Genomic DNA, 12,745 nt, shown 5'->3' on the forward strand with positions numbered 1-12,745 from the left:
TGCGGTCCGACATGTTCCTGCTGCACGCTCCGAGCGTCTTCGACTTTCGCGAGCGTGACGACATGCTCTTCGCCTATCTGAGTGACAGCGACAGCGTCAATGTCACCTCCGTGTACGAGATGTATCCCATCGGCTGGTTCTCGATCAAGCAGCACCTGGCCGAGCACGACGTCCGCTGCGACATCGTGAACGTCGCCTCGCTCATGCTCATGCACCCGGAGCTCGACGTCGAGGCGCTGATCGGCCGGCTGGAGGCGCCGATCTTCGGCTTCGACCTGCACTGGATGACCCAGTGCCACGGCGCGATCGAGCTGGCCCGGCTCGTCAAGCGGGTGCATCCGGAGGCGCTGACCGTCTTCGGCGGCATCTCGGCTACCTACTACGCCGAGGAGCTCGCCGGCTACGACGCGGTGGACATCGTCGTGCAGGGGTACGACACCCTCGAGCCCGTCCGCCGTCTGACCGAGCAGGTGCTCGCCGGGAGCCGGGACTTCCGCTCGATCCCGAACCTCGTCATGGCGACTCCGGACGGGATCGAGAAGACGGGATTCGACCACAAGCCCGCGACCAACTACAACAACGCCGTCAACGACTGGTCCTACTACCAGCGAACCCCGGTGACGCCGCTCTCCAGCAAGCTCATCATGACCCTGCCGAACACGGGCTGCGCCCACGACTGCGGCTGGTGCGGAGGCTCCCGTTTCGCCTACCGCAACATCATGGACGTCCGGAAGACCCTGGTGCAGAAGGACAACGACCTGATCGTCGAGGAGCTCCGGACGATGGGGGAGGCGGCGAAGCACACCTCCATCTATGCCCTGCAGTGCTACTCCGAGAACAAGTCGCGCATGCATCGTTATCTCGACGCCGTGCACGAGTTCGGCTACCGCAGTGTCCACTTCGAGCAGTTCAACCTGACCCCGGACGACACCCTCAAGAAGATGGGCGAGTCCACCGACGCCTACATCCTGCTCTCCCCGGAGTCCCACGATCCCAGGATCAGCAAGGCCGCCGGTCGTGGCACCTTCACCATGGAGCAGATGGAGCAGTGGATCCCGCGCGCGCTGGACGCCGGGGTCAAGGGCGTCATGATCTGGTTCTTCATCGGCATGCCGTACCAGGATCGCCAGTCGGTCCTGGACACGGTCGCCTATTCCGAGCATCTGATCCGCAAGTTCGGCGGCTGGCCCGCGCTGCCGCTGATCTGCCCGATGGTGCCCTTCCTGGACCCCGGATGCCGCTTCTTCGAGGAGCCCGAGCAGCACGGCTACCGGATCATCCACCGCACGCTGGAGGAGCACCGGCAGGCCATGGTCGAACCGATGTGGCACCGTCGCCTCAACTACGAGACCCGGTGGCTCAGCCGTCGCGACCTCCAGGACGTCTCCTACGAGGCGATCGAGCGGCTGGTCCGCGTGAAGGGCGAGTACGGGGTGCTGCCCGGCGAGTTCTGCGACGCCGTGCTGGCGACGATCGACGAGACCCGGCGGGTGCTCGGGGAGATGGAGCGCGCTCTCACTTTGGACGGGGTGCTGCCGGCGTCGCTGCGGGCCGAGGTCCGGGCGTACAACCGCAAGATCCTCGCCTACTCGACCGATCAGATCCTGCCCATGCCGCGTCCGTTCGGCGGGCGCTGGTTCGACGACGTCACGGTGCCCGCCGAGCTGATCGCCGAGGTCTCGGGGACGGCGGCCCGGACCGTCTCCGGCCGGGCGTGACCGGCCGCCGTGGCACCACCCGCATCGAGCAACGGACTCCGAGGTGAGTTGGGCATGCTTTCCGACCGTGCGACAACCCCCGACACCCGTACCGTCCCGTCCCCGGACGCCGCCCCCGGCGCGGTCCCGCCCGAGATCGATCGGGTCAACCGCATGGTGACCCCGCTTCTGCATCGGGCGGTCACCGGCTTCGACGACCGGCTCCAGCCCATGATCGTGCATCACTTCGGGTGGCCCGGGGCCGATCCGCCGCCGGCCGTCTCCAGCGGCAAGATGGTGCGCGCGACCCTGACCGTCCTGGCCGGCGAGTGCTTCACGGCCGACGCCGGGACGATCTCCCGCGTCGCGGCGGCCGGGGCGGCGGTGGAGATGATCCACAACTTCTCACTCATCCACGACGACCTCATGGACGGCGACGCCGAGCGCCGCGGCCGCCCGGCCGTCTGGCACAAGTACGGCGCGGCGGCGGCCATTCTGGCGGGCGATCTGCTGCTGGCCCGGGCGCCCCTGCTGCTGGACGGACCGCCGGACGCCGGCTCCCGGGCCACGCGCTTGCTGGCGGACGCCGTCGCCCGGCTCGCCGCCGGGCAGATGGCGGACATCTCGCTGGAGGGCCGGGCCCAGGTCAGCACGGACGAGGCGCTCGAGGTGGCCGAGAACAAGACCGCGGCCCTGCTCGCCTGCGCCTGCGAGCTGGGAGCCCTGATGGCCGGTGCGACCCGGGAGACGGCGCACCGGTTCCACCGGTTCGGACGGCATCTCGGCCTGGCGTTCCAGATAGCCGACGACATCCTCGGGATCTGGGGCGATCCCCGGCGTACGGGCAAGCCGGTCGGCTCCGACCTGCGGAGCCGGAAGGGCAGCTTCCCGGTGGCGGCCGCCCTCGCCTCGGGCACCCCCGAGGCGGCCGAGCTCGCCCGCTTCTACGCCGGCCGGGGACCGGTGGGCGACGACGAGGCGCGGCATGCCACCGACCTGGTCACCCGGGCCGGCGGCCGGGTGAGCGCGGTGCGGGAGATCGTCCGGTTCGAGTCGCTGGCCCGCGCGGAGTTGCGAGGCCTTCAGGGGCTTCCCGGAGAGCGTGTGGCGCCGTTGCTCTCGGTCACCGACTATCTGTCCGGCCGCAGCCACTGACGTCGAGGACGGAAGCGGATTCAGCCGGCGGCTCCGGGGCCGCCGGCTGAATCGTGTGGTGCCGATGCTGCTCAGTGCTTGGCCGGAGACGGCACTACCGAGGCGCGGCGACTCCGGCGGCCCAGTTCAGCATCACCGAGTCGGTCAGCGGTGCCGTCGTCGCCAGCGCCATGCTGTGCCCGGTCGCCGGGATCAGCTCCACCTGAAGGTTCGCCTCGGGCGGGTAGTAGCTCGCCTCGTAGGCGCGCACGCTGGCCGGGTCGTCGCAGTCGTAGACAGTGACGCCCTGGCACAACAGCCAGTCCTGGGCGCCCGCGACGACGAGGACCGGCACCCGGATGCCGTACGGCGGCTGCGCGGGAGTGGTCACGGCGAGGGGGATGACGTCCTTGGCCGCCTCGTCCGCGGCCACCACCGCGGGGTCGGTCGTGGCCGGGTAGTAGAACATGGAAGCGCGCGTGCCCGGCCTCGTGGTGAGGTAGCCGGTGTCGTAGCCCGAGCCGGCGAACTTCGGATCGTCGGCGGCGGGATACGAGTTCGCGAACACGGTCTGGGCGTGGTCCGTGTTGTGACCGTCCAGGGCGCTGGTCAGGATCGCGGCGTCCACGTCCCCGTACCGCGGGATCTCACGCCACGCGTAGAACGAGCCGAGCGCGTGCCCCACCCAGATCACCTTGGCGAAGGACCGTCCGTCGAGGGAGCCGTCGCGCAGAGCCGTGATGGCGTCGTGCAGCGCTACGGCGCCGGCGTCCCCGGTGACCAGGCTGCTCTGGGGGTGCGAGCTGTTGCCCGAGCCGATCAGATCGATGTTGAAGGTGGCGTATCCGGCCGCGACCGCGGCCCGGACGTAGGAGTAGTAGCCGTTACCGACGGGGAGGTCCCAGTAGGCGTGGTTGGAGTACCCGCCGTGGACGAGGAACTGCACCGTGGTGGGGGTGGAGTTCCGGGGCCGGCACAGCTGACCCCAGAGGGTCTGTGTCGCCGGTCCGGGGTCGGCCAGGCGGACCGGCAAGGCGTAGGCCTTGCAGATCGGATCCGTGGCGGAGCCGCTCGCGCCGGCGGGCGCGGCCGTGGCCGCCAGGACGGCGAGGGCCGTGATCGCCGCGGCGAACGTGCGGATCCATTGTGGATGATGCGAGCGCACAGGAACATCTCTCCCTACGACGGAACGGGCATTTGCGGGCGGGCCGCGCATTCCTGCGTACGGCGCCCGAGGGCCCGAACAGGAGTGGAATGCGGACGGCGCGTCCCTTCCGGCTGCCCTCACGGGCATCTTAGTGGGCCGTTGACCACTATGGTGCCCGTGCCGTTCGACATGTCAACAGTATTTATCCGCCGCATACCACAGAACTGTTCGTGGCGGTACCCCGATCAAACCGCATTGCCGTCGGTGAATCGGGCGGGCAAGGTGACCGCGACGGTCCCATCTGCTGACGAGAATGGTCGGTTATCGGATGCGCATACTTTTCATTCCGGCCTCCGCGCCGTCGCACTATTTCCCGATGGTGCCCCTGATCTGGGCCGGGCGGACGGAGGGCCACGACGTCTGTGTCGCCGCGCAGCCCTGGGGCGAGTCGGTCGTCGTGAACTCGGGCGTGCCGATGGTCACCATCGCCCGGTCGTTCGACATGAACGCCGAGCTGGTCCGGCACCGGGACAGGGGCCCGGTCGAGAGTGAGCCCGGCGCGCCGAACCCGCTCTTCCGGACGCTGGTCGACGCCCAGGTCCGGTTCGCTGTGGAGTCCGCCGCCGAGGTGGTCGCCCTGGCCCGCGACTGGCGGCCCGACCTGGTCGTCGCGGATCCGCTCGTGCTCGCGGCGCCGCTGGCGGCCGCGGCGGCCGGAGCTCCGCTGTTCCACCACCTGTGGGGCCCGGACCTCCTGCGCGCCTCCCCGTGGGGGTACCCCGGCTGCGGAATGTCCCCGGACGCGTGGCCCGATCGGCTCAGCGAGCTCTACGCCCGCCACGGGTGCTCGCCGCGGGCCGAGAACGCCGTCGCGACGGTCGATCCGTGGCTGTCCCGGATGGGGATCGTCGAGACGCCGTCACGGATCCCGCTCCGGTTCGTCCCCTACAACGGCACCGGCGTGCTCCCGCCGTCCGTGCTCGCCCCGTCCCGGCGCCGGCGGGTCCTGGTCACCTGGGGCTCGATGCTGACGACCCGCGACGGCATCGGGGCGTTCCCGGTCGCGGACGTCGTCAAGACGCTCCACGCCCAGGACGCCGAGGTGGTGCTCGCCCTCAGGAGCGCCGACCGGGAGCTGCTCCCGGACCTGCCGCCCGGGGTCACGGTGGTGGAGAACGTGCCGCTCAACGCGATCGTGCCCCGGTGCGACGCGGTCGTGCATCACGGCGGGGCCGGCTCGATCATGACGGCCGCGTACTACGGTGTCCCGCAACTCGGCATCCCGGCCTCGCTCGACGTCCGGACCTGCTGCCGGCGACTGGCCGAGACCGGGGCCGCGGTCGCCGTCGACAACGAGCGCGCGACCGTCGACACCCTGGCGAGCGCGATCTCGACCGTGCTGACCGACGATCGGGTCGCCCGCGCCGCCGTGGCGCTGCGCGGCGAGGTGCTCGCCCAGCCGTCTCCGGCGGAGGTGGTCGGGCGGATGGCCGCGTACCTTCCCTGATCCGGATCAGCCCGCCGGGGTGAGGGCGTCGACCACGTCGGCCAGGCCGTCCGCCAGCCGGACCCGGGGCCGCCAGCCGGCGGCCCCGGTGAAGGGCGAGACGTCGAGGCGGACGTCGCCGAAGTCGGTGGCATCGGCCCAGTCCGGCGGGGGCACGGTGACCACGGGCACGGGCGGCCGGCCGGTCCGCACGGCGACCAGGCCGGCGAGCGTACGGAACACCTCGCCGAGCCGCGCGGGCCGGCCCGTGCCCACCAGCCACCGGCCGCCGCTGAGGGCCGCGGGCGCGTGCAGTGCGGCGACGAAGGCCCGGGCGGCGTCGGTGACGTGCACCAGGTCCCGGACGACCGTGCCGTCGTGCCACATGGTGATCGGCTCCGCCGCGACAGCCTTGCGGGCCATCGCGGCGACCACGCCCCGTCCGACGGAGCCGGTGAGCGGGGTGCGCCCGTAGATCGTGGCGGGGCGCAGCGCGATGCCGCGCACCGCACCCGCCCGGGTCGCCTCCGCGAGCAGCCGCTCGGCCGCGATCTTCTCGCGTACGTAGTCGTTGAGCGGGCTCCCCGGGGGCGCCGCGGCCTGGACGGTGCTGGCGAACACAACGATCGGCGGTCGTCCGCGCACCGCGCCGGCCAGCGTGTCGAGCAGGCCGGTGCCGAGCCGGGCGGAGTCGCCGCCCGGCTCCCGCCATGAGCGCTCGTCCGAGAAGTGGGCCGCCAGATGGATGACGGCGTCCGCGCCCGCCACGGCGTCACGCACCGCGCCCGGGGCGGTGAGATCGGCCAGGCGGACCTCGGCCGTCGCCGCCGGCAGCTCGAGCTTGCGCGCGCGGGAGACGAGCCGGAGGCGCACCGGCAGCGCGGCCAGCTCGGCGGTGACCGCCGCGCCCAGGAACCCCGACGCGCCCAGCACCACGACGAGCGGCCGGTGGTCGTTCGCATTCACCACGTGCACTCCTCGTGGGCCGGACCTGCTCACGAGGTCCCGGTGTAGTGGGGGAGGAGCCCGGCCGCCGCGGCTTCCCGCAGCCCGGGCGCGGTCCGGTCCTTGGCCGAGAGGATCGGCTCTCCGGGGCCGATCCAGGGCAGGGCGAGCTCCGGGTCCAGCGGGTTCACGTCGATCTGGCTGCCTGGGACGAACTGCTCCGCGCACAGGTAGCTGATCCGGGTGTCCTCGGCGAGCGTCTGGTAGGCGTGCCCGAGACCGTCGACGACGAACACCAGCTCGCCGGACTCCTCGGTCAGGTGCACGGCGTCGTACGCGCCGAAGGTGGGCGACCCCACGCGCAGATCGACCACGACGTCGAGGGCCGCCCCCCGCACGCAGCTGACCAGCTTGGCCTCGCCGGATCCGGCCCGTGTGCCGTGCACCCCGCGGACCACCCCGCGCCGGCTGACCGTGACGTTGCTCTGGTGGACCCGGAAGTCGAAGCCGGTCACGCGGGCGATCTCCGCGGTCCGGAACGCCTCGTAGAAGCATCCTCGATGGTCACGGAGCTTGCCGGGAACGATGCGGAACGCGCCCGCTATCGCCATCTCCTCGATCTTCACCGGCCGGCCGCCTCCCGCTTCCGCAACGGACGAGCATGTCGTGACCGGGCCGGCACCGCCGCCGGCCGGGCCCGGCGCGGGCGGGCCCGGTTGCCGGCCGCGCGTGCCCCCTCATCGTCCGCCGGGAAATGGCGCGACGCCTCCCTCGGAATTCGGGGGTTGCGCCCGGCCGGTCGCCCGGAGTAATGCCGGATCCGGGCGGGCGCCGGCGGCGTGACATCGCCGCTCCAGCGATCGGATTGACAAGGTGGGCGACCGCCCACAAAGATGATGCCATGGCGAATGCGAAGCTGGGTGGCGAACTCCACCGACAACGGGGTACTGCCGAGAACTACGGCATCGACGCTGAACGCTACGACCGGACCCGGCCGCGTTATCCGGAGGCTCTGGTGACACGCATCCTGCAGGCCTGTCCGGGGGCCGGGCTGTTGGACGTGGGCGTGGGCACGGGCATCGAGGCGCGGCAATTCCAGGCCGCGGGCGGCACGGTGCTCGGTGTGGAGCCGGACGCTCGGATGGCCGAGTTCGCGCGCGCGCAGGGCACCGAGACAGAGGTCGCCCGGTTCGAGGACTGGGAGCCGCAGGGGCGCCGGTTCGACGGGGTGATCTCGGGTCAGGCCTGGCATTGGGTGGACGCCGCGGTGGGTGCGGCGAAGGCGGCCTCGGTGCTGCGCCCGGGCGGTCTGCTGGCCCCCTTCTGGAACGTCGCCGAGACCCCGGAGGAGGTCCGCGAGGCGTTCCGCGACATCTATGTCGAGGTGGTGCCCGACGCGCTGGCCACCCGGGCCTACACCATGCCGAACCCGCCGCTGAACGCCTCGCCCCTGCTCACCAGGACCGTCGACGGGATCCGGCAGGCGGGGGTCTTCGGCGAGCCCGAGCAGTGGGAGTTCGCGTGGGACCACGTCTACGACAAGGACGAGTGGCTCGACCAGCTCCCCACCCTGGGCGACCACGGTCAGTTCCCGCCGGAGAAGCTGGACCGGGTGGTGGCGGGGGTCGGCGCCGCGATCGACGCGCTGGGCGGAAGCTTCACGATGAAGTACACCGCGGTCGTGGTGGCCGCGACGCTGCCCGCGGCCTGACGGGCGCGTGGGCCCCGCCTGGCGGGCGGGTGACCGTCCCCTCGGACCCGCTGCCGGTGCCGGTCCCGGGCACCCGGCCGGGCTCGCCCTCTTCTCCTGGATCGGTGCAGCACGATCCCGGGGAAGAGGGCGTCACTCTGCCCGGCGGCGTCGCCGGTGCCCGCGGGGCGTCACCGAGACAGGGCGCCGGCGACGACGCCCGTCACGAATTTGGTGATGACGGCCGCGGACGGCGGCTCGGGGGCGTGGTTGACGAACACCAGATGCCCGCCGCCGACCAGGGAAAGCGTGAGCGCGTCGATGTCGGCGCCGGCGGTGAGGCGACCCCGCCGCTGCTCCTCCGCCAGATAGCCCGAGATGGCGCTCGTGGCTTGGGCCAGGATGGTGATGCCGCCGCCCGGCTTCGCCTGCCGCAGCCGGGCCCGCAGCCCGTCCCGGAAGGTGACGAGCGGGATGATGGCCATCGGCACCGGCCCGAAGAGGCCGCCGAGCGCCTCGGCGAGATTGCCGGCGACGTCGCCGGCGCCCGCCCGATCGAGCAGCGTGCTCGCCTGCGTCTCCAGCCGCGCGGCCCGGTCGAGGACGAGGTCGGTCAGGAAGGCGTCGAAGTCGGCGAAATGCCGGTGCAGGACGCCCTTGGCGCACCCCGCCTCGTCCGTCACGGCCCTGCTGGTCAGGCCGTCGGGCCCGTCCCGCAGCAGCACGCGCTCGGCGGCGTCGAACAACTGCTGCCCCGCGTTGCGAAGGTGCACCCCGGTCGGCACTCACAGATCCTCTCGCGCATCAACCATCCCTCCGTATGGTAGAACGAATCCGCGCGAACCGTCCCCTCCGATCGGCGGGTACCGGACCGGCGCCCGCGCCGCGGAGGCCGTTTCCCCAGGATGGTGCCGGGGGGCGGAGGTCATTCCCCCAGGATGGTGTCGGGGGCCGGATGGAGCTGATGGGACCGGGCGCTCCGCATCACGTACCGGCCGTAGGGGGAGGCACTCATCTCGGCGCCGAGCCGATGACAGGCCTCCGCGTCGATGAAGCCCATGTACATCGCGATCTCCTCCACGCAGCCGAGGCTGATGCCCTGGCGGTGCTGGATGTCACGGACGAACCGGCCCGCGTCGAGGAGCGACTCGTGGGTGCCGGCGTCCAGCCAGGTGACGCCCCGGCCGAGCCAGACGAGGTCGGCGCGTCCCTCGGCCAGGTAGGCGCGCAGGACGTCGGTGATCTCCAGCTCGCCGCGGGGGGAGGGCCGCAGGCCGCGGGCGATGTCCGTCACGGTGTCGTCGAAGAAGTACAGGCCGGGTATCGCGAGGTTGGAGCGCGGCCGCTCCGGCTTCTCCTCGATGGAGACCAGCCGGCCCTTGGCATCGATCTCGGCGACGCCGAAACGCTCGGGCTCGGCGACCTGATGCCCGAAGAGCACGCATCCCCGCAACTCCGCCGCGGTTCTGCGCAGCAGCGTCGGCAGCTTGGCGCCGTGGAACAGATTGTCGCCCAGAATCAGCGCGCAGTCCTCGCCCTTGATGTGCGTGGCGCCCACCAGGAACGCGTCCGCGATTCCCCGTGGTTCGTCCTGGCGGGCGTACTCCACTCGCATGCCGAGCCGGCTGCCGTCGCCGAACAGCCGGCGGTACAGCTCGATCTCGGCGGGCCGGGCGATGACGAGGACGTCGTCGATTCCCGCCAGCATGAGGATGGACAGCGGGTAATAGATCATGGGCTTGTCGTAGACCGGAGCGAGCTGCTTGGAGCCCACCAGGGTGAGCGGCAGCAGCCGGCTCCCGTTGCCGCCCGCGAGGATGATGCCCTTCATCGGACCGCCGCTCTCGTCGAGCCGGTTCCGTCCGCTCTCATCGAGCCGGTTCCGCGCGATCGGCGAGCGGGTTCCGATAGAGGGCCTGCCAGAGATAGCTCCACGGGACGGCCCGGCCGTCGCCGAGGCATTCCCAGCCGTCGTTGGGCCGGTAGCCTTCGATGAAGGCGGGCACCGCCGCCTGGACCGCCTCGCTGTCATGAATGTCGAGCAGCTGCCTCAGCGGTCCGTTCTCCAGCGCCATCTCCACGGCCTCCTGGCCCTGGAGATAGCCGTCCAGGCTCTTGTCGATGTACTTGCCCACGGGGTTCTTCACGTAGAAGTGGGAGCACGTCCGGTCGATCAGATCGAGATAGGCGTTCACGGTCTCCGGCCTCATCTCGGTCATCGAGTGGATGTTGAGGCACAGGTCGAAACGCTCGGTCCGCAGGGCGGCCTCGTCGAGGCTCTCGACCGGGATGAACCGGATCCGGCCGTAGCGGTCCCGGTCGAGGGTCCGCCGCAGGTACGCGCTGCTCAGCTCGAGTGTGTTCGTCAGATCGACGATGCAGTAGTCGGCGATGTCGTGATTGGACATGATCATGTGAGCGCTGCGGCCGTACCCCGCGCCGATCTCCATGACCCGGGCGCCGTGCAGGTCCATCCGCGCCTCGATGAAGCCGAGTTCGAACGTCGCCTGCACGTAGTCCATGCACAGCGTCTCGCCCTCGCACCGCACCGAGATGGGGTCGCCGATCTCCCGGTGCGGAGTGCGCTTGATCCGGGCCCAGTCCTCCGGGCTCAGGTCCATGCCCAGCTGATAGGTCAGGGCCTTCAGATAGCGGATCCCGTTCGTGGACGGGTCCCAGAGGGCCAGCTTGAAGTTCCGCGGATCGGATTTCAGATTCGTCAGGTCGACGGCGGCGTCCTCGGTGATGAACTGGTCCTGGATCCGTGCCCACTGGCGACTGGCTTGATACTTGAGATCCATCTCGCTCCCCCTGGTGGTCGGCGGGCCCGGCCGGGCCGCTCGGTTCGTGTGCTGGTGCCAGGCCCTAACGGGCCGGGGTGGGCGAGGGCGCCGGGCCCGGCCCGGTCCGGGCGCCGGCGAACGCCGCCCGGAGCAGGGCGGCGAAGCGCTCCGGTTCCTCCTGGAAACCGGTGTGTCCCGCCGGAAAGGTGACCAGCGGCCGCTCGAGCCGGTCGGCCAGCACCGCCGCGGTCCGGTGGTAGAGCTGCCCCCGGGATGTCGTTCCCCCGGCCACCGTGACCGGCACGAAGGTCGCCCGCAGCACGCCGAGGTCGGGCCGGTACCGGGTGGTGGGCTGGAGGATGCACCCGAAGAACCGGTCGAGGAGGGCCCGCGCGTCCTGCGGCGGGGTGTACTGCTCGGCTGTCGGCGCCTGCCCCGGGGCGGACGGCGGCACGAAGCTGATGCCGGTCAGCTCCGTGTACGCGCGCAGGGCCACCTCACGCCGCCCGGCACCGTACTCCGCGCAGAGCTCGTCGATCGTGGCGCGTATCCGCTCCGCGTCGGGCAGGAGAGCCGTCACCGGCGGTTCATGGGCGACCAGCGTGCGCACCGCGTCCGGATACCGGGTGACCAGGGCGAGACCGGTGACGGCACCACCGCTGTTGCCGAACACGTGGGCCGGCCCGGCGGCCAGCGCCGTGATCAGCCGCCGGACGTCGTCCGCGAGCAGGCCGGGTGCGGCCTCCTGCTCCGGGTCGGCGACGGTACTGCCCAGGATGCCCCGGGGATCGTAGGTCACGACGGTGAAGTCGGCGGCGAGCAGCCCCGCGAGTGACGTGAAGCCCCGGCTGCCCATGGGTGAGCCGATCATCAGGAGCAGGGGACCCGAGCCGTGCACCTGGTAGCGCAGACGGGCGCCCGGCACGTCCAGGAAGTGCGTCGCCGGGCCGGTGCGGCCCATCAGTACGCTTCCTTCGCGTTCACCCAGTCCGGCACGTAGCGCTGGCCGGGCCCGGGCCGGTAGTGCTCCCACCGGGGCTCGTTGCCGGACGGGGTGTCGCCGAGCACCACGACGCGCAGTCCCTGACGCCGCTCGGCGTAGTCGTCGACCGCGTAGTGCTGCGTCACCCTGTTGTCCCAGATCGCCACGTCGCCCGGCTTCCACTGATAGCGGCAGATGAACTCGGGGCTCGTCGAGAAACCGTGGAGGTACTGCAGGAGCGAGTCGCTCTCGTTCCGGCTGAGCTGGGCGATGTGCGACGTGTGGGCCCGGTTGACGAACAGCGCCCGGCGCCCGGTCTCGGGGTGCACTCGCACGACGGGGTGTTCCGCCACGCTGTCCAGGCCCGGGATGTGGATCGCGTGGACGGCGGTGAGGCCGTCGAGCAGGTCACGCAGCGGGGCGGAGAGCCGCTCGTACGCCAGGTACTGGTTCGACCACATGGTGTCCCCGCCCTGCGCCGGGCCGTCGACGATCTGGAGGACCGAGCCGATGGGCGGGTTCGGGGCGTAGGTCATGTCGGTGTGCCAGATCGGGATCTTGCCGTTCTGCTCCGAGTCGATGATCTGGATCTGCGGGTGGCCCTCCAGATGCGGCAGGTACGCGTGCTGCTCCAACTCGCCGAACCGCCGGCCGAAGGCGATGCGCGACTCCGCGGACCAGCCCTCCTGCCCGGGGATGAAGATGACGAGGTACTCGAGCAGGAGCCGGTGCAGCTCGGCGAACTCCGCGTCGGTGATGTCCTCGACCCGCACCCCGTGGACCTCGGCCCCCAGGGCGCTCGTGAGCGGTCGGACATCGAACTTCGTGGTCAGGCTGTCTGACATTCGTCGGCCCTTCTCGTGGTTGTCGCCATGCGTCGT

The 12,745-nt window shown here is 71.3% G+C and carries 12 protein-coding genes; 4 read left to right on the forward strand and 8 right to left on the reverse strand.

The features are described from left to right. Positions 1-11: 11 nt before the first annotated feature. Both RAN62_RS29165 and RAN62_RS29170 read left to right on the forward strand, forming a co-directional pair. Entirely contained in the window at positions 12-1,718 is a 1,707-nt protein-coding gene (locus tag RAN62_RS29165; RefSeq protein ID WP_305788003.1) for a B12-binding domain-containing radical SAM protein, read from the forward strand. Positions 1,719-1,772: 54 nt separating this feature from the next. Beyond that, positions 1,773-2,852, forward strand: coding sequence for a polyprenyl synthetase family protein (locus RAN62_RS29170; RefSeq protein ID WP_305788004.1), 1,080 nt, complete (start codon positions 1,773-1,775; stop codon positions 2,850-2,852). 94 nt (positions 2,853-2,946) lie between these two features. Here the strand turns inward: RAN62_RS29170 and RAN62_RS29175 are convergent, their stop codons facing one another. After that, positions 2,947-3,996 (reverse strand): alpha/beta hydrolase, encoded by a 1,050-nt coding sequence (locus RAN62_RS29175; RefSeq protein ID WP_305788005.1) that lies wholly within the window; start codon positions 3,994-3,996, stop codon positions 2,947-2,949. A 358-nt stretch (positions 3,997-4,354) separates the two neighbouring features. Here RAN62_RS29175 and RAN62_RS29180 point away from each other — a divergent pair, with 358 nt between their 5' ends. Beyond that, a complete protein-coding gene (locus tag RAN62_RS29180; RefSeq protein WP_305788006.1) occupies positions 4,355-5,485 on the forward strand; it encodes a glycosyltransferase in 1,131 nt (376 codons plus the stop codon). Positions 5,486-5,491: 6 nt separating this feature from the next. On the opposite strand, the gene RAN62_RS29185 is transcribed toward RAN62_RS29180, so the two are convergent. Beyond that, positions 5,492-6,430 (reverse strand): NAD-dependent epimerase/dehydratase family protein, encoded by a 939-nt coding sequence (locus tag RAN62_RS29185; protein ID WP_305788107.1) that lies wholly within the window; start codon positions 6,428-6,430, stop codon positions 5,492-5,494. 29 nt (positions 6,431-6,459) lie between these two features. Next, complete coding sequence (locus RAN62_RS29190) at positions 6,460-7,035, reverse strand: dTDP-4-dehydrorhamnose 3,5-epimerase family protein (protein ID WP_305788007.1); 576 nt, start codon at positions 7,033-7,035, stop codon at positions 6,460-6,462. A 275-nt stretch (positions 7,036-7,310) separates the two neighbouring features. On the opposite strand from RAN62_RS29190, the gene RAN62_RS29195 reads away from it, so the two are divergent. Continuing rightward, positions 7,311-8,120 carry a class I SAM-dependent methyltransferase gene (locus tag RAN62_RS29195; RefSeq protein ID WP_305788008.1) on the forward strand — a complete coding sequence of 270 codons (810 nt, stop codon included), beginning with the start codon at positions 7,311-7,313 and terminating at the stop codon, positions 8,118-8,120. A 170-nt stretch (positions 8,121-8,290) separates the two neighbouring features. On the opposite strand, the gene RAN62_RS29200 is transcribed toward RAN62_RS29195, so the two are convergent. The 5 genes from RAN62_RS29200 to RAN62_RS29220 all read right to left on the reverse strand — a co-directional run bounded on the left by RAN62_RS29200 (position 8,291) and on the right by RAN62_RS29220 (position 12,709). Next, complete coding sequence (locus RAN62_RS29200) at positions 8,291-8,884, reverse strand: TetR/AcrR family transcriptional regulator (protein ID WP_305788009.1); 594 nt, start codon at positions 8,882-8,884, stop codon at positions 8,291-8,293. Between the two features lie 140 nt (positions 8,885-9,024). Continuing rightward, positions 9,025-9,930, reverse strand: coding sequence for a glucose-1-phosphate thymidylyltransferase RfbA (gene rfbA / locus RAN62_RS29205; RefSeq protein ID WP_305788010.1), 906 nt, complete (start codon positions 9,928-9,930; stop codon positions 9,025-9,027). A 37-nt stretch (positions 9,931-9,967) separates the two neighbouring features. Beyond that, complete coding sequence (locus RAN62_RS29210; protein WP_305788011.1) at positions 9,968-10,900, reverse strand: putative sugar O-methyltransferase; 933 nt, start codon at positions 10,898-10,900, stop codon at positions 9,968-9,970. 64 nt (positions 10,901-10,964) lie between these two features. Continuing rightward, complete coding sequence (locus RAN62_RS29215) at positions 10,965-11,843, reverse strand: alpha/beta fold hydrolase (RefSeq protein WP_305788012.1); 879 nt, start codon at positions 11,841-11,843, stop codon at positions 10,965-10,967. Next, positions 11,843-12,709 (reverse strand): TauD/TfdA dioxygenase family protein, encoded by an 867-nt coding sequence (locus RAN62_RS29220; RefSeq protein ID WP_305788013.1) that lies wholly within the window; start codon positions 12,707-12,709, stop codon positions 11,843-11,845. Before RAN62_RS29220 ends, RAN62_RS29215 begins: the two co-directional genes overlap by 1 nt. Positions 12,710-12,745: the final 36 nt, after the last annotated feature.

Source organism: Symbioplanes lichenis, from assembly GCF_030709675.1.
GTDB lineage: Bacteria > Actinomycetota > Actinomycetes > Mycobacteriales > Micromonosporaceae > Actinoplanes > Actinoplanes lichenis.